Annotated in this window: 10 protein-coding genes; 5 read left to right on the top strand and 5 right to left on the bottom strand. The window is 70.3% G+C overall.

Going from position 1 to position 17,231, the window contains the following annotated elements; translation table 11 throughout:
- Window positions 1-14: 14 nt before the first annotated feature.
- From O7607_RS00510 to O7607_RS00530, 5 genes are all read left to right on the top strand, one after another.
- Window positions 15-734: an ABC transporter permease gene (locus O7607_RS00510; RefSeq protein ID WP_269700253.1), complete on the top strand. Its 720-nt coding sequence runs from the start codon at window positions 15-17 to the stop codon at window positions 732-734.
- Between the two features lie 72 nt (window positions 735-806).
- The gene (locus tag O7607_RS00515; protein ID WP_269700254.1) at window positions 807-1,646 is read left to right on the top strand and encodes an alpha/beta fold hydrolase; all 840 of its coding nucleotides are present in this window, start codon (window positions 807-809) and stop codon (window positions 1,644-1,646) included.
- A 50-nt stretch (window positions 1,647-1,696) separates the two neighbouring features.
- The gene (locus tag O7607_RS00520) at window positions 1,697-2,341 is read left to right on the top strand and encodes a GOLPH3/VPS74 family protein (protein ID WP_269700255.1); all 645 of its coding nucleotides are present in this window, start codon (window positions 1,697-1,699) and stop codon (window positions 2,339-2,341) included.
- Between the two features lie 289 nt (window positions 2,342-2,630).
- Window positions 2,631-3,488, top strand: a complete 858-nt coding sequence (locus O7607_RS00525) for an NAD(P)-dependent oxidoreductase (protein WP_269700257.1) — start codon at window positions 2,631-2,633, stop codon at window positions 3,486-3,488.
- A gap of 27 nt (window positions 3,489-3,515) precedes the next feature.
- Window positions 3,516-4,187 carry a hydrolase gene (locus O7607_RS00530; protein ID WP_269700258.1) on the top strand — a complete coding sequence of 224 codons (672 nt, stop codon included), beginning with the start codon at window positions 3,516-3,518 and terminating at the stop codon, window positions 4,185-4,187.
- A gap of 984 nt (window positions 4,188-5,171) precedes the next feature.
- On the opposite strand, the gene O7607_RS00535 is transcribed toward O7607_RS00530, so the two are convergent.
- The 5 genes from O7607_RS00535 to O7607_RS00555 are packed head-to-tail and all read right to left on the bottom strand — an operon-like array spanning window position 5,172 to window position 17,073.
- Window positions 5,172-6,929 (bottom strand): hypothetical protein, encoded by a 1,758-nt coding sequence (locus O7607_RS00535; protein WP_269700260.1) that lies wholly within the window; start codon window positions 6,927-6,929, stop codon window positions 5,172-5,174.
- Window positions 6,926-10,375 carry a DUF5682 family protein gene (locus O7607_RS00540; protein ID WP_269700263.1) on the bottom strand — a complete coding sequence of 1,150 codons (3,450 nt, stop codon included), beginning with the start codon at window positions 10,373-10,375 and terminating at the stop codon, window positions 6,926-6,928. Before O7607_RS00540 ends, O7607_RS00535 begins: the two co-directional genes overlap by 4 nt.
- Window positions 10,359-11,474 carry an ATP-binding protein gene (locus O7607_RS00545; RefSeq protein ID WP_269700265.1) on the bottom strand — a complete coding sequence of 372 codons (1,116 nt, stop codon included), beginning with the start codon at window positions 11,472-11,474 and terminating at the stop codon, window positions 10,359-10,361. The genes O7607_RS00540 and O7607_RS00545 overlap by 17 nt, the downstream gene beginning before the upstream one ends.
- Window positions 11,471-16,201: a hypothetical protein gene (locus O7607_RS00550; protein WP_269700266.1), complete on the bottom strand. Its 4,731-nt coding sequence runs from the start codon at window positions 16,199-16,201 to the stop codon at window positions 11,471-11,473. Before O7607_RS00550 ends, O7607_RS00545 begins: the two co-directional genes overlap by 4 nt.
- Window positions 16,198-17,073 (bottom strand): DUF4132 domain-containing protein, encoded by an 876-nt coding sequence (locus O7607_RS00555; RefSeq protein WP_269700268.1) that lies wholly within the window; start codon window positions 17,071-17,073, stop codon window positions 16,198-16,200. Before O7607_RS00555 ends, O7607_RS00550 begins: the two co-directional genes overlap by 4 nt.
- Window positions 17,074-17,231 lie beyond the last annotated feature (158 nt).

The raw sequence follows: 17,231 nt of genomic DNA on the forward strand, positions 1-17,231 counted from the left end.
TCGAAGGATTGCCCATGTTCCCCATCGCGCAGGGCGAGCTCGTCCAGCTCCTCCGAAACCGTGCCGTGCTGATCAATAGCTTGATCGTGCCCGTGGCGGTGAGCATCTTCTTCATCAGTTACCGCGACACGTTCAGCCGGATCGGCAGCCTCGGCTACGTCGCGGCAGTGCTCATCTTCACCATCGCCGCGTTCGGTCTCTACGCCACCACGGTGACCACCCTGGCAGCTCGCCGGCAGAACCTCTTCCTCAAGCGGCTCAGGTCCACCGCCGCCAGTGACGCGACGATCCTGACCGGTCTGGTGCTCCCGATCAGCGTCATCGCGACCGTCCAGGTGACGGTGATCCTCGTCGTGTTCGCCGGCGTGGGCCGAACCCCCGCCAACCCCGCACTGGTGGCGGCGGCGCTGGCCGCGACGTTGGTGATGATGCTCGCGTTCGCGATCGCCACTGCCGGAGTCACGAACTCCCCGGAGCACGCGCAGGTCACCACGCTTCCGCTCAGTCTGGCTGTGGTCGCCGTGGCCAGTTGGGTCGGGATCACCGGCACCGAGAGCCTTGCGCTGCTGAAACGGTTACTGCCCGGCGGCTCGGCCACCGAGCTGGTCGTCAACGCCTGGAACGGCGGGGTCCCACTCGCCGACTCCATCCTCCTGCTGGCGCCGACCCTGGGCTGGGTGGTGGTGGCGATCGTATTGGCCGCGCGGATGTTCCGCTGGGAGCCCCGTCGATAGGCGTCGGGCCACGACAACGACGTCCAACACCGACACCACCACCCGGTATGCGACAACAGGAGGGAAACGATCATGGGATTCATCGCCGTCGGGACCGAGAACAGCACCCCGATCGAGCTGTACTACGAGGATCAGGGTGCCGGTCAGCCGATTGTCCTCATCCACGGGTATCCGCTGAACGGCCACAGCTGGGAGCTTCAGACGCGTGAACTGCTTGCTGCCGGATACCGGGTGATCACCTACGACCGTCGTGGCTTCGGGCGCTCGTCGAAGGTAGGTTCCGGCTACGACTACGACACGTTCGCGGCCGACCTGAACACAGTGCTGGAGAAGCTCGACCTGCGCGACGTCGTCCTGGTCGGGTTCTCGATGGGCACCGGTGAGCTGGCCCGCTATGTCTCGCGGTACGGCCATCAGCGGGTGGCGAAGCTGGCATTCCTCGCCTCACTCGAACCGTTCCTGGTCGAGCAGGACGACAACCCCGAGGGCCTGCCGCAGAAGGTGTTCGACGGGATCGAGGCCGCGGCGAAGGGTGACCGCTACGCCTGGTACACGCAGTTCTTCTCGGACTTCTACAACCTCGACGAGAACCTTGGCAGCCGGATCAGCCAGGAGGCTGTCACCGGCAGTTGGAACGTCGCAGTCTCCAGCGCGCCGGTGGCGGCCTACGCCGTCGTGTCTTCTTGGATCGAGGACTTCCGCGCCGACGTCGAGGCGGTCCGTGCCAGCCGCAAACCGGCCCTGATCCTGCACGGCACCGCCGACAACATCCTCCCCATCGACGCCACCGCCCGGCGCTTTCGCCAGGGCCTGCCCGACGCCGAGTACGTCGAAATCGAAGGCGCCCCACACGGTCTGCTCTGGACCCACGCCGAGGAGGTCAACGCCGTCCTGCGCACCTTCCTCGGCTGAGCTGACGGAAGGGACACCGCGCGGAGAGAACTACGAGAAAGGAACGAGATATGGGCGAGAAGCCGACGTCGGTACGGGACGACCTGCTCATCGTCGACGACCTCATGCTGCTCCTGATGGACGACGACGGCGTTTCCATTCAGACAGCGGGCACCCTGCACGACGCGCTTGGCGGCGCGGTGCTCACCGAGCTTGCCCTGCTCGGTCGGATCCAGACCGACAACTCCGGGGTGCTGGACGGCCCGCGGGTCACCCCGTCGGGCGAGGGTCCGCTGCCCGACCCGCTGCTGCAGTCGGCCTACGACACCGTCGCCGAGAAGCCCCAGCGGGTGCGGCCGTTGCTCGTCGCGCTCGGCACCGATCTGTGGTGGGTGGTACTCGACCGGCTCGTGGACCGCGGCCTGCTGCATCCAGCACGTCCTGAGGAGGCGCAGCTACGAGCGCGGATCCGCCGGATCTTGGAGGACGGCGAAGCCCCGGATCCCCGCACTGCGGCGATCATCGGGCTGCTCTTCGCCAGCGGCGCTGTGCCTTCGCTGCGGCCCCCGCTGTCTTGGACATCGACAACGGTGGCCCGAGCCAGCGAGATCGGACGCGGCCATTGGGGATCAGAGGCCGTCTCCACCGCGGTGACCCGCACCGCGGCGGCGATCATCGCCGCCAGTGCCGCCAGCGTGGCGACTACCACCAGGTGAGCGCCGACCGGCGAAAGGAACGCTCGATAGCCGCCCTGGACCAGGCGCTCCAGGTCCGAGCGACCGCGGTCGGACCGGCCTCGCCGGCGGCGGCAAGGGCCCTGGATCGCCTCCGGCGTCCTGCTGGTACTCGTGGTCGCGGTCGGTCCCGGTGCTGCAGTTCACGGGTGCGGGATGTCCGGCCACGGGGAGTTCCATGACGTTCACTACGCAGTTCAACGGTCTGGCCGACCCATGACCTGCCACACCTCACCCGTGGGCACGGATCTATTGAATAGGAGCTAAATGCATGGCAACGATCGCAATCGTGGGATTCGGCGACATGGGCGAGCAGATGGCGCCTCATCTCCTCGCTGCCGGACATCAAGTGCGAGTATCTGATATCTCGGACTCCCGGCTCGAAACAGCTAGGCGCATCGGGACGACCGCGGTCGCGTCGGCCGCAGAAGCGGCGCGGGGCGCTGATGTGATCTTCGGCCTCGTGATGTCGAATGACATCCCGACCGCCTATTTGGGCGACGATGGAATACTCGCCGGTGCCCAGCCTGGTGCATCAGTGCTGATCTGCTCGACCACCACCCGAGCAATCGTCGACCAGGTCCGCGCGGCGGCGCCCAGCGGAGTGGCCGTGCTCGACTCGCCCATCGTTGGCGGCGTGAAGTACGCGCGCGAGCGGACGATCACGTTCCTGGTCGGCGGATCGGCCGACGATTTCGAGCGGGTGAAGTCGGTACTCGATGATCTCGGCAGATCCCGGCACCTGGGTGAGTTCGGTGCGGGCGTGGACTACAAACTGATCACCAACGTAGCCATCATGGCTGCGGAGGCGGGACTACGCGAGGCGCTGGACCTCGCGGACATCCTCGGACGCGACTATGAGACCTCGTTGGAGTTGATGGCGGCTGGGCCCATGAGAGCGGTCGTGGAGCGTGCTCTGGACGTCGCCAACCCTCGTCCGCTACGTCGCTCTGCGGAGGACGACGACACGCTGGTGTCTGCCGTCGATGACCCGGCCAGGTTGCTGCCGATCTCCACCGCGGGCCGACAGCGACTGTGGGAAGCGGTCAACGTCGATCCGAATTTCGAACCCGACTTCGTGGACCTGACGCGCAAGACCACCTCGCGCGCCGCCAGCATCCGCTCTTAGGCCAGCAGACACCAGAGGAGATGACGTATGACTACTATCCCGACAAGCAAGAAGATCAATCCTGAACCGATCCGCGATCCCGATTCCGACCACCTCTTGACAGCGCAAAACTGCGCCATTGCGTTCATCGACTACCAGGAAGGCCAGTACGCCACAGTCGGTTCCGCCAGCCGGGACGAGATCAACCTCGGTGTGGTGACGCTGGCCCAACTGGCGCGAGCTTATGAGATTCCGACGGTCGTGACCACCGTGGCGGTGGGAATGGGCGTGCACAAGCCGACCGTCGACGAGATCACCCGTGAACTACCCGGCATCACTGAAATCGACCGCACAGGTGTCAATTCCTGGGAGGATGCGGACTTTCGGGCCGCGATCGAGGCCACTGGACGCAAGAAGATCGTGATGGCCGGCCTGTGGACAGAGGTCTGCCTCGCGTTCCCAACCCTGGACATGCTCTTGGAGGGCTATGAGATCTACCCCGTGATCGATGCCGTTGGAGGCGTTTCAGCGGTCACCCACCACGCAGCCATCGACCGCATGCTTCAGGCCGGGGCGCAGCCGATCACCTCGCTGGCGTTCGGTTGTGAACTCATGCGGAACTGGGCCCGCTCGGACGCTGACCGGTACCGAACCATCATCAACGACTACTTCCGCCGCAAGCGTGAAGCAGGGCAGTCCGCAGGTGATCTGTTCTCCTAGACGAGTAATTCCGAAGTCGGGTCAGTGGTCGTAGGCGATCAAGGACCTACTACATCGCCAAGCCGGTACAAGCCGCAGACGTGTCCGGCATCCTCGAACGGCTCGGCAGCCACCCGAGCAACCAAGGATCGTCGCCAGGAGAGAACGATGCACACCGATGACGAACTTGGTTGCCGCACCGCGTAAACGGGGGGTTTTCGGGGGGCGGTTCAAGTCTCCATCGAAGAAAATCAAAGCCCTGACCAGTGTTCCCGCTGGTCAGGGCTTCTTCTTTGTCGGGACGGCCGGATTCGAACCGACGACCCCTTGACCCCCAGTTGTACAACGATCCTGTCACGTGATGCCGGAACAGCTCGATACATCCGCATACCCGGACACAGCGACATCACGCGTCACGTTCTCATGCCATCGAATGTCGGGCACTCCTCCCCGGCGAGCCCTCGTCGTTACCGGGTCCGTTACGGGGAACGGTCAAGGATTCGCCCTGCCACCCCATCCAGACTCCACGGTTGACGAGAAACACAGCCGTTGGAGCGTCCTAGGATAGAAGTCCGGAGCCGTTCGGCGCCCACTCGGGTGGCGAGTCCGGCACTTGGTCGGGATCGCTGTCGTCCCACCGGCTGACTCGAGGAAACAGTCCCACGACGGTTCGACAGCGCGGGCGTAGGGTCGGCCAGGGTGTCTGCCTTTGGTCGGCACGACGATGCCCGGTTGCCCGTCCGCGACCGAAAATTCGCTGCCCTCGGCGACGAGACGAACGAGCGTGCAGTCCTGAGGGGACACTGGAGCGATGCGCCAATTTGGCGGGCAGCCGTCGTCACCATGGAGCCCGGTACCACCCACCTCGGCCGGACGATCCGGGACTGCTGCAAGAGTCAAGTCCGGGGTTTCGAGTCCTTTGACCATGTCGAGCCACATACTTTCCCCGCTCCTGAAGCACTACGGCAGCAGGGCTTGTCGAAGCGGACGTGTTCAGGGGCAGCATCAGGCTGACGGCTGCCACGTGGCTTGCCATGATCCTGCGGCTGCGGCTGTAGTCGCAGCGTGTTGGTAGGCCGCAGCGGTCAGCCAGGCCCCCGCCAGGGCGGTGGAGTCCTGCTGGTTCAAGCGGCCGAACGCGTCGCGGCTACGCCGGTGGCCCGCGCGCCGTAGCTCTCGGAGCACGGAGGCGGCTGTCGGCAGCTGGGCGTCCAGCAGCGCTCTCAGGTCCCGATCGACGTCCGGCATCAGGGCGCTGCGACCGGCGGCGACAACTCGTTGTAGGTGGTGGGCGAGGAGATGCAGCGGTGGTTGAGGTTGGTCGGCGTCCGGAGGCTCCGTGGTTGCGGCGCCGGGTAGGTCGGCGCGCTGTAGCTGGTCGACGCCGAGGTCGATGTGTCCGGCGAAGCGGTTCGGCAGCCAGGGCGCGGCAACGGCGAGACCGTGGACTTGGCGGCGTCCGTGGAAGCGCCCGACCATTCGTACCGGCCTGCCGGTGGCGTGAGCGGCGAGCAGGCGCAGGTTCGCGACGTACGGAAGCATCGGATCGTCGTGTGGGGCCAGGACGGTGACCGGCCCCGGCAGTTGCGCCGTCTTCAGGAGTAGGCCTCGCTGATCGGCGGCGAGGACGCCGTCGAAAAAGGCGAGGTCGTGGCCGGCGGGCCGCTCGTGTCGGGCGAGTTCCAGGGCGTTCAGCCAGCGTGCGGCCTGCTCGGAGATCGGTTGTCGCCAGAGGGCGTCGGCTGGTTCCTCGCGCCAGCTGCGGCCTGTGGTTCGTACGGCCTGCGTTGTCCTGCCGTGGCTGAGTCGCCGGTCGACGGATGCGTGGGCATTGACGGCGATGATCCCGGCACGGCACAACTCACGGTGGCTCAGCGTGACGTCGCCGAGGTTGACGCTTGAGTGTGCGGCGTTGCGGGCTGTGTCGCCGTCGCCGGGGCGTGCCTGCGCCAGGCTCCAGATCGTCGCATCGCCGTCGGTCAGGTAGCTGATCGCGCCGACGTGGCCGGTGGTGGTGCGCAGCGGCTCGGTGCACAGCCCGTACAGGTGCAGGTCGCCGACCGGGCTGTAGCCGCGCCGGCTGGTGCCCCGGGCGACTCGCTGGTCACCGATACCTTCGATTAGGAGGTGACAGACGGTCAGCGCCTCGCGCAGATCCTCGGTGAGGTCGGCCAGCCGGAATCCGGGGATTCCCCGGCGGGCTGCGCGCAGTTGTTCAACCACTCTGGTCGCGGCTGTCGCCAGTCGGGGCAGTCCGACGGCGCGGGCCTGGTGGATGGCGCGGAGCAGATCCGCCTGGGTCACCGCGCCGGCGCCTGCCACCCCGTGTTCGAGGATCTGGGCAGCGACGTCGCATACCTGGGCGGCGGCGGCCTTCTCCTCGGCGGTGGCGGACGGGGCGGCGGCATCCGGCGGGTCGGCTTCGGTGGTCACGACGGCCCCGGCGGTGGCCACGTCCGGTCCGGCTGCGACCGCATGGTGTGGCTGCGTGGTCAGGACGGGTGCGGCGCTGAGCACCGCGGCCCGATGCAGGCAGCGTGGTGCGAGCAGGCAGTTGCAGGCGGCTCGGTCCGCCGCGTCGACCGGCGTGGTGAGGGTGACCGTGACATGGTCGTCCAAGGCGATCGTCGCGCCGGAGTCGGACGAGGTGATGGTCCAGGTCGGCTGCTTCTCGAGAGCTTGGTCGAGCTTGGACCGCAGCCGGGTGGGCAGAGCGGCGACGGCGTCGGCGGTGACGTGTGGTGCGACGTCCGGCAGGCTCATCTGACCTGGTCTCCGATCCAGCGGGCGAGTTCGGTGGGGCTCAGCGCGGCGATGGGCATCCCAGCAGCCACGAGTTGCCCGGCGACGGCGGTGCTGTAGCGGGGTTGGCCACGGTCGTCGAGGCTGGCGCAGGCGAGCAGGGTGACGCCGTCGTCGGCGAGCGCCCGGACGGCGGCCAGTAGTCCGCCGATGGGATGCCCCTCTTCGAAGTCGCTGACGAGCACGACGAGGCTGCGGCTGGGGGTGGTCACGATCTGCCGGGCGTAGCGTAGGGCGGCGGCGATGTGGGTGCCGCCGCCGACACTGATCTCCATCAGCAGGCTGAGCGGGTCGACGACCCGGTCGGTCAGGTCGACGACCTCGGTGGAGAAGGTGACGAAGTGGGTTCGCAGGGTCGTCACGCCGGCGAGGACGGACGCGGTCAGCGCGGCCCAGATCGTGGACGGTTCCATCGACCCGGATACGTCGACGAGGAGGATGACCTGCCAGTCGACGCTGCGTCGACCGCGGCTGCGGAAGACGAACCGTTCAGGGCTGATCTGGGCCGCGCCGTGGGAGTCGATGTGCGCGGTGTGCAGGTTGGCATGGACGGTGGCTCCGAGGTCTAGGCGCCCGGTGGGTCGGCGGCTGCGTCGTGGTGTGGCGAGTCCGCTGAGTGCCGGTCTGATCTGTCGGGCCAACTGCTCGGTCAGCTCGGCGACGAGCCGGGCGACGAGTGGGCGCAGTCGGTGCAGCCGCGCCTCGGGCAGACCGCCGGCCAGAGCCAGGACGGTGTGCAGCAGTTCCACCGAGGGTCGGACGTTCTCGGGCGCGATGGTGAGGAGAGCGTCAGCGCGTCCGCGTTCGGCGGCGCGGGCGAGCACCTCGTCGCGTACTGCCGCGCCGAACAGCGCTTCGAGGTCGTTAGCCCAGTCGCGCACCTGGGGGTAAGCGGGTTGTCGTCCGCCGCCAGGTCCGGCGGTGGTGTGAGAGCCCTCTCCCCTGCCGTTCCCGTACAGCTCATCGAGCGCGGTAGCGAGTCGGCGGGCGCCCGGTGGCAGGTCGTCGCGGCGGCGGCCGAGCAGTAGTCGCCAGCGCTGCGCGGCGGGGAGCGTCTGGGGGCGGGATGCCTGGCGGGATTCTGCCGGGGGCGGTGGTGGACCCGACCACTCGGCGGCGCTGTCGCTTGTGCCCGCAGGCAATCCGAGGGCGGTCATGGCCTGGCGTCCCTTCTGGTCGACGGCGAGCCAGTCGGCGAGCAGGCTCGGTGCGACGGTCATCGTCGCGTCGAGGTCACCAATGCGGTGACGGACGGTGTCCAGAAGGCGGTCCCGATCGGCGGGGCTCAGCGCGTCGAAACCGCCGCGCAGCGCGGGCAGCCGGCGGATGAAGTGCTCGTCGTCCCAGCCGTCTACGGTGTCCAGCAGCGGGGCCAGCGTTTCCCCGCCGGCCTCCAGCAGGGCGCCGGCAACGCTGAGTGCTCCACGGAGTCGGTCGGTGCACTCGGCGGCGGGCATCTCGGCCCAGGACGCCAGGGCAGCACCGAACGCATGGGGCTCGGCGAGGCCGAGCAGCACCTGGACGGCGTGGCCCGCTCCTCGCATCAGCGGTGATCCCTCACGGGCGAGGCGGCTGACGGCGTCACCGAGCCGCAGCAGGTGGCCGCTGTCGTCGGCGTGCCGAACGAGGTCGAGCAGGGCGCGGGCGTCCCCCGCATCGGTCGATCCGGCGAGCCCGTTGACGGCGCGGACAGCGGCGGCGTGCAGGTGGGCCAGGTGCTCGCCGAGGCCCGTCGGTGGTGACGGCGTGGCGGGGATGTGCCCGCGTTGCAGCCGCTGGAGCAGTTGGCTGGCGGTGGCGAGTTCGGCGAGCGTGGCGGTGCCGGTCGCCGCGGCGTGCAGGTCGGCGAGGCGGACGTCGACGGCGTCGGGCAGGCCGCAGGCGGCGGCGCGCGCGAGCCCGGAGATGGCGTGTGCGGCGGTGGGGCCGCCGTTGGCAACCTCACGGCGGCGCCGGATGTTCAGCATGCCGGCGGCGGCTTGGGCGAGGGTGACGCCGTGTGGGCTGGCGGCGGCGAGGGCGGCTTCGGTGCCGGGCTGCCAGTGCAACCGCCAGCGGGTGGTGAGGGTGTCGGCCGTGGTGGTCTCGACCGGCTCGGCGTAGGGCACCTGGCAGGCCCGCAGTCGCTGCAGGGTGGCCTCTCGTCGCTGGTCGAGCGGGTTACGCAGCGGGTCGAGGCGAACGATGCGAGGCGCCTCACCGGGGCCGGGCAGGCGCAACTGCCGCAAGAGAGCTGTGGTTGCGGGGGTCAGCCCGCAGACGGGTGTGTCCGGGCAGAGGTGACCACGGCGCTGTCCGATCAGGGTGTGCTGCATGGCGGCGGCGACCGCTCGGCCGCAGCCGACCGGCTCGCCCTGGGCGAGGACCGTCTGCAGCGCTTCGACGAGTTCACCGCGTCCGGCGGTGGGCAGGTTTCGCAGTCGGGCCAGATCGTGGGCGAGCCGTGTGATTTCGGCGGCCTCCGCCGGTCCCGTGGGGTGTCCCTGGTCCCGCAGGTGGCGCGTGATCTCGACGGCGAAGCCGCGCAGGCGGGCGGCCAGCGCGGTGGGGTCGGCATGAGCCTCGTGGACAGCCTGCTGCCAGCGAGGATCGCGGATTCCGGCGGGATAGCCCGACCGCGCGTCGAGCAGGTCGAACGAGTAGGGCACCAGCGAGATGACCGGTGCGCGCCGTGGCGGCTCGGCGTCGGGTGGTGTGTTGGGCGATGGCTGAGCGAGTGTGGTCAAGGCGGGGGCGTGGAAAGCGCCGACGACGACGGCGAGGCGGCCCGGGGTTTCGGCGACGCGTTGTCGCATCCATGCCTCGCGCCGCTGGTCGAGGGCGCCGATTCCGCCGGCGGTGGCATCGGCACGCAGCGCCCAGCCGACCGCCAGCGCCGATCGGCGTACCGCCTCGGGCGGTGAACCGGGGGCTGCGGCTTCGACCCAGCGGTCCCACAGGTCGTCGCCGGTCCGCCCGGTCAGGGCGGCCCGCACGGTGTCGGCGTAGCCGCTCGCCCGGGGGCCGACGGCCGGACGTTCCTGCCAGGCCGGGTCGGTCAGCGGCAGGTCGCAGCAGTGGGCCGGCACGCCTCGACGTTGCGCCCACCGCAGCGCGGCCAGCTCGGGGGAGAAGTCGGCGAACGGGTAGAACGCCAGCGGTCCGCCCTCGTCGCCGTCGGCGGCGGCGAGCGCGACCGGGGCGTGGGTGTCGGGGTGCGCCAGCCAGGGCAGCCACGGCTGCATGTCGGCGGGCAACTCGACCAGCACCGCGTCCGGGGCGGCCGCGTCCAACAGGGCGGGGATCGCCGCGGCGAGCACCGGCGAGTGGTGCCGCACTCCGATCAGGGTGACGCGGCCGGTGTCGGTGAGACGTGCGACGGCGGCGCGGGGGTCGCCGGCGGTGATGTGGTCAGTCGCGGAGGACATCGCGCTGTTCCCAGAGCTGCCGCCACATCCGGCCGCCGGCCTCTGCGCGTCGGCGCAGGGCGCCGTCCCAGTACGCCAGCAGCCGCGCGTGGTCGGCCGGGTCGTCCTTGCGCACCACGCCCAGCAGGTGCCCGGGGAGCAGGGACAACGGATCCGGGCCGGGCAGATACGAGGTGGACAGGCCGATCGACGTGGCGACGGCGACCGCCTCGGCGGTGCTCATGACCGAGGACGGGCGTTCCACCTCCCAGCCCTCGACGGTGCTGCCGGTGCGCAGGTCACGGAAGGCGGTCACCAGTGTCTCCAGCACCGCCTCGTCCACCGTGTACGCGGCGCCGACCCGTTCGACGGTGGCGCGGGCCTGCCGGGTGACGAGGGCGACCTCGGCGTCGAAGTCGGCGATCGGCGGGACCACCTCGAAGTTGAACCGCCGTTTCAACGCCGCAGACATCTCGGACACGCCGCGGTCGCGCAGGTTCGCCGTGGCGATGACGCAGAAGCCGGGGGCCCCGTAGGCGACGGGGTCGTCGGCAAGCTCGGGCAGGACCAACCGACGGTCGGACAGGATCGACACCAGCGCGTCCTGCACCTCGGGCAGGCAGCGGGTAATTTCCTCGACCCGGGCGACGGCGCCGGTGGTCATGGCGGTGAGCACCGGTGAGGGCACCAGCGCCTCCCGGGACGGCCCCTTGGCCAGCAGGAGCGCGTAGTTCCAGCCGTAGCGCAGCTGTTCCTCGGTGGTACCGGCCGTACCCTGCACGGCCAAGGCACTTGTGCCGCAGATCGCCGCGGCGAGCAGCTCGGACAGCATCGACTTGGCAGTGCCCGGTTCGCCGACGAGCAGCAGGCCCCGCTCACCGGCCAGGGTCACCACACACCGCTCGATCAGGGCCCGCTCCCCCACGAACTTCGGCGCGATGGTGACCTGACGGCCGTCGGGGCCCGGCACGGGGCGGCCGGCGGAACCGGCGATGAACGTAACCACGGCATGAGGGGTCAGCCGCCAGCCGGGCGGGCGGGGACCACGGTCGGCGGCGGCCAGGAACGCCAGCTCGTCGGCGTACAGGTGCTCCGGCGGGTCGATCTGTCGGGTGCTCACGCCTTCTCCTGCAGGTCGAGGTAGCGGGGGTTGTCACCGGCGGTCACGCGATCCCACGCTGCGCGGTACAGCTCCGGCATGGTGCGGTTGACGAGGGTCAGTCCGTTGAGGAACAGGTACAGCGGCTGCTTCCAGGTCTCCATCGGCGTGCTGGGGGCCTTCGCCGCGAGCCAGCCGCCGGGCAGGAAGACGCCGCGGCCCGCCCGTTCCCGCTTGCCCGCCAGCACCAGACCGGCGTCGAGAAGAGCCGCCTGGGCCTGCTTGAGGGTGGCGGGCTTCCAGGCGTTCCAGGTCCGCACGTTGACATCGGTGGGGTTAGGCAGAGCCAGCAGCTGCAGGTAGTAACTCGCCGGGTCACGGTCGAGGCCGGTGTGAACCGCGACGGCGTCGACCAGCTCGGGTGCGCTGACCCGCGGGTCGCGGTGTTCGCCGCCGACGCCGTCGGGGGTGGCCAGCACGGCGGTGATGTCCGGGGAGAGCACCAGCCGCAGCGCGTCCGCGACCGGGCCGGAGATGAAGCTGACCGCGGGATCATGCGGTCCGTTGAGGCGAGCCGGGGCGAGATGGTGCACGACCGTGTCCCGGAAGGCGTGTCCGGGCACTAGCGCCGGCCCCGCCTGGGGTGGCTCGTCCACCTCGTGTCGCCCGGCGCCGATCAGCAACCGCGGGTTGCGCAGCCGCTCCCGCAGCAGCTCCAGCGCCCGAGGCAGGGCGTCGCGCATCGGGTCACCCCACGGCAACTCGTACGCCAGCCACAGCAGCGCCACCGTGCACCCGTACAGGTGGTTGCCGTCGAACGGGGTTCCGCTGGTGGCGGTGGTCTCCAGTCGGCCCCAGTCGCCGGGGCGGCTCTCGCCGTCGGTCGTCAGCCAGCTTCCCGGTGCCGGGTTGGCGATCGTCTGCAGGATGTCGGCCGCTTGGGTCGTGGGCAGGACACGGGTGGCGTCGGCAAGCAGGTGCTCGCCGATGACGACGCGGACGCCGCGCAGTGCCAGCCAGGCCGTCGCCAGCCCGTCGACGTCCGGGCCCCGCCGCCACAGATCTGCCGGGTCCCGCGGCATCGCCGCGTCCACCAGCGCGATCCGCTGCCCGTACGACAGGGACTTCAAGGCGTCGCGGGCCGCGCGCGCCTGCGTGGTGTTCACGCCGAGGATGCGCCGCTGTTCGGCGGTGAGGAAGTTCGCCTGCCACTCGTCGATGCCGGGAAGACCGGCCAGCAGCAGAGCGGCCTCCGCCCGCGTCATGCCGGTGCGCTGCACCAGGTCATCGACGCATTCCGCACGCCAGCGGGCCGGGCCCTGTTCGGCGAGCAGTCGGCAGAACGCCGCGATGCGATCGGCGCCGCGCCAGCCGGCCGCGACGATCTCCGCCTCGACGGTGGCGCCCGACGGCGGGGTGAACCGCCCGTCCGGGGACAGCTGCACCGCCGTACGCCGCCACTGCTTGCTCCGCCCGGCGTACCAGGTGGGACTGCGCTCCGGCAGCAGCACCGTCACCTGGCCGCCGTCGCGCTGAACGGTCCGCTGGCTCTCCGGAGGTGCCTCGTCCCAGGTCACGGTGAGCACCCGCACGGCCTGCCCAGGGTCGGAGAGGATGGTATCGGCCAGGGTGGACACCAATTGCGTCAAAGCGGCCCGCTCCTGCTCGCCGGTCACCAGTGCGGCGGCGCGGACGGCCAGGGCGCCGAGTCCGCCGAGGGCGTCCACCCACGTCGGGGTGGCTTCCGGTACGTCCTCGACCGTCCCGGCCGTGAGAAGGTCCGCGACCGCGGTGACCTGCCGGAGAACATCGTGCCGGGTCTGCGCTCTGCCCGAGTAGTAGGTGAACCTCTCCGCCGGCAGCAGCCCCGACCAGGCGGTGCGCAGCACATCGTCGGCGACGGTCTCGACGGTGCTCTCCTCGACCGGGTCGGTCGCCAACAACTGTGGCAGCCCCTCCAGTCGCCGGCGCAGGCGTACCGCGCGCACCACCTTCTCCGCCACGGCGGAACGCAGGACGGGGTCGGTCACCTCCGTCAGCACCTCGGTGACGATGGCCAGCGCGGCCGCATTGATTTCGGTGGACTTCGTGACGGCGTCGGCAATTGCCATCAGCCGGGCCGCGTCGGCGGCGTCGATACGCCGCAGGCGGGCCGAGCCCTGCCCGTCGCGCGCGCCCAGCGCGTGCCACCAGGCCAGCGGCGGCAGGTACCGGGATGTCCTGCAACGGTCCACCGGCTCGCGGCCGTCGGCGCTCCACACCGTCAGCTCCAACTCGGCCCGGTGATGGGGCCGCCCGGTCACCGGAAGTACCACGTCGCTGCCCGGCAGCTGGAGCCCCGCCACCAGCGCGTCACTGTGGAACGGGTTGCGGCTGGCCCGCACCGCGGTCGGGTGCCAGGACACCCGCCGCCCGTCAACCCCCTCCCCCACCTGCGTGCCGTCCGGCAGCCGGGTCACCCGCCACCCCACCAGCCCGTCCCGCCAGCCCAGCGGCGACGAGGCGAACTCTGCCGGAGCCGGCCGCAACTCACACAGGTCAGCCAGGAGGACCCCGTCGCGCGGCAGGTCGGTGGCGAAGAACGCGGGCAGGCTGTAGCGACCGCCCTCGCCCGTCGCCGGGGCGTACTCCCGCCAACGCCGCTCACCGGCCGTCGGGTCGGTGGGCCGTTCACAGCGCCAGAACGAGACCCCGTCACTGGCGACCGGATATGTCCCGGCCGGGCCGCGGGTGTCTCCGGCGTGCCAGGGCCGACCACCCGTGGTCGTCGCGCCTTCGGGCAGCGGCAACGGCAGCGACCGTCGGCCCCACAGGGCGTGGTCCGTCGGTTGGTCGGGCTCAACCAGCACGTCCGGGTCGGCGGACCAGTAGCCGACAAGCCGGCCGCTGGTGCTGTACCAGGTGACCAGGAGCTGCCCATCGACCAGCCGACAGCTGGTGTCGGAGTAGGAGTTGCGCGCGTGTGGGCTGTCCGATGGCGGATACCGGAAGATGTGTTCGCTGATCAGGCCGTTGACGTCGACGACGTGCGCCGTCCGGTTGTCCTGCACCACCAGCTGCGGCCAACCGTCGCCGTAGCGTCGGCCGAGTTTGTCCTCGGCCACCTGCTCATAAGCCGGCCACGACAGCTCAGCGACCAGACCGGCGCGCAACGACCGCGCGAGCACCGCAGGCACGTCGACCCGCGCCAAGGCGGTGAACGCCTCCGGTGCCAACGCCACGCCGGCGGGCGACCACACGGCCGCGAGCTGGGACAGTGCCTCGTCCAAGCCGATCAAGGTACCCTCCGGCATCCGAGCGGCCCGTTCGACGAGCAGCTCGGACAACACCTCGCGCAGGCCGGCCGCTCCGAGCGTCTCGGTGACCAGCTGCGCCGACAGTGGCCCCGACCCGTGCCTGCTGTGCAGCCCCAACAGCGCGTCGGCCGCCCCACGCGCCAGCAGCACCCGACATTCGGGGTCGGCGGCCACGGCCCGCAGGTCTCGCCGGCCGGGACCGTCGTCCTGCACCCAGGCGGACACGTTGAACGCACTGCTGTCTGTCTCCACCGCCACCGGCACCCCGCCGGTCAGGCAGACGTCGAGAACGTCCAGGTCGGCCCGGTGAGCGAAGTCGCTCCACAACCTCACCGGCCGGCCCTCCGCCCGCAGCCGCGGCACCAAGTTCGCCACCACACGGATGAGCCTCTCGCAGCGGCGTCGGCTGCGCCGTTCCCGCAGCGCCATCAGCCGCTCCAGCCATCGCGCCGCGGACACCGCCGCCGCCTCGTCCCGCAGCAGATCGAGCGTGCCGGCCGCCTCCAGCAGCTCCAGCCAGAAGTCGGTGACATCCGTCGACCAGCCCGGCGGCTCGGGGAACATCTCCACCAACCGGGTACGCACCGCCGGGTCCCGCCTGGCCAGCCGCATCAGGGGTTTGCGGTACGCCTTCCACACCGGCTCGCTCGAGCGAGCCATCGCGGGGAACGCCAGCAACTGCCGGATCACCGCCTCGGCCTGCTCCTCGACGTCCACGCCGGCCGCCTTCGCCAGCCGTCGCAGGTCCTCGGCCATTCCCGCGTACGGCGGCAACCCGCCGGCGACGCGACGAATCGCAAGGGTCCGCACCATCTCGTACGCCTCGAGCGCCGGCCGCCGTGCCGCGACCGCGCGGGAGTACTCGGTCAGCATCTTCGCCGTCAGCGCACCGGCGAAGGCGAACTCCAGATGCACCTCCCGCAGCCGCTCCTCGTCCACTGCGAGCCCGTGCATCTGTTCGGCCCGACGGGCCTCGGCGAAGCAGCCGCCGGCCATCCGCGGATTGTCGGCGGCGAGGAACGCCCGCCCGGCCTGCTCCCAGAACGTCGGCAGGAAATGCGGTGCTGCTGCGCCCAGCCGAGTGGCCAGTTGCTGGTAGCCCTCGCGGGCGTTGCCCGGCCTGGAGGCGGCGGTCCGGGCCAGCCGCGCCATGTCCTTGACCATTGCGAGTGCGTGTCGGCCGTTAGCGGGATCGTTGATCAGCGCCCAGGCCGGGAATCCGAGCGACTGCCGGCGGGCCGTGCCCACCGGCGTGGGTTCGACGCTGCGGCTGAAGCCGAGGAACTCCATCGACAGATCCTCGGCCTCGCCGAGGGTGGCGCCGGCCAGACGCACCACGGCCCGGCCACTGAGCGCCGGATGGGTGTAACGGCGGGCGGTCACCACGTCGCGTCCCGCCTGCGCCTCACCACCGGGCAGGATGGCCCCCGCCTCCAACAGTGCCTCACTCACGCCTGCTCACCGTCCTCGTCGACAACCCGGCCGGCGTACAGGTTCGCCGCCATCCGCATTCCTTCCGACCACGCCACCGGTCCCACCGCCGCCAGCGCCACCGCCTCCCCTGCAGGACCGGTGAAGTTGAGTGGGCCGGTCTCGGTCTCGTACAGCGGATCGCCCTCGCCGATCCACAATGAGGCGACGATCGGAATACCGTCCTCCCACACCCGCAGCGACGCAGCGCCGCCCTGCACGCGGTAACCCGCCGACGTCGTCCTCGCCTGCACGTGGCGCAACTCCTTGTAGCGGCCGCCGGCGTACCGGGACACCTCCCGCCGTCGTTCGTCGTCGGACTCCGGCCGCGTCCACACCTCACGGAACAGCTGCAGCGTCGCCTGCCGCACCCCCAGGTCGGCGGCGAACTCCCGCAGATCCGCCAGGTCAGGCAGCCGAACCGGGTGAGGCAGAACAACCTGCTCGACGGTGAGACGGCCACTCTCGCCATCCAGGTCCACCACCCCGAGACCCTTCTCGGGGTCCGCGTCACGTAGCAGCCCCGCCCGGTCGGTATCCCATCGCCCGGCGTCGTCGAGCGGCACCACGACCAGATCACGCAGCGGAGTCCGCCACGAGTCGTCTGCCCAGACCTCGCAGATCACCGTGGTGGGCACCGGGAGAGACTGGATCATCCACTGCTCGACCTCACGCCGGCAGGAAAGCTCGTGCCGCTTCAACCACTCCGACAGCTGCCGCAGGCCGACCACCACGTCGGCATCGCGCAACGCCTTCGGCAAACTCTTCAGCGGCTTTCCCTGGCGGTTCCGCGCGACCACCCGGCCGCGCTCCAGGCTCACCTCGTAATCGGCACCGGCCGACAGCCAGCCCATGTTGATCTCCTCCCGGCGGGCAGTGAGCGGGATTGTGCCATCCGGGACCGACACTGGAAGATCACCGTCAACGGGATGCGCAGACCCGCGACAGCCGGTAGCACCTACGGGTCGTCGACCTCCGGTAGCGCCACGTGTCGGCCGAGTTGACGATGGCC

This window comes from Micromonospora sp. WMMA1949, assembly GCF_027460145.1.
GTDB lineage: Bacteria > Actinomycetota > Actinomycetes > Mycobacteriales > Micromonosporaceae > Micromonospora.

What these genes read in the sequence shown, in the direction of transcription:
- O7607_RS00510 (WP_269700253.1), top strand. Translation starts at nt 15, where the DNA reads ATGTTCCCCATCGCGCAGGGCGAGCTCGTCCAGCTCCTCCGAAACCGT.
- O7607_RS00515 (WP_269700254.1), top strand. Translation starts at nt 807, where the DNA reads ATGGGATTCATCGCCGTCGGGACCGAGAACAGCACCCCGATCGAGCTG.
- O7607_RS00520 (WP_269700255.1), top strand. Translation starts at nt 1,697, where the DNA reads ATGGGCGAGAAGCCGACGTCGGTACGGGACGACCTGCTCATCGTCGAC.
- O7607_RS00525 (WP_269700257.1), top strand. Translation starts at nt 2,631, where the DNA reads ATGGCAACGATCGCAATCGTGGGATTCGGCGACATGGGCGAGCAGATG.
- O7607_RS00530 (WP_269700258.1), top strand. Translation starts at nt 3,516, where the DNA reads ATGACTACTATCCCGACAAGCAAGAAGATCAATCCTGAACCGATCCGC.
- O7607_RS00535 (WP_269700260.1), bottom strand. Translation starts at nt 6,929, where the DNA reads ATGAGCCTGCCGGACGTCGCACCACACGTCACCGCCGACGCCGTCGCC.
- O7607_RS00540 (WP_269700263.1), bottom strand. Translation starts at nt 10,375, where the DNA reads ATGTCCTCCGCGACTGACCACATCACCGCCGGCGACCCCCGCGCCGCC.
- O7607_RS00555 (WP_269700268.1), bottom strand. Translation starts at nt 17,073, where the DNA reads ATGGGCTGGCTGTCGGCCGGTGCCGATTACGAGGTGAGCCTGGAGCGC.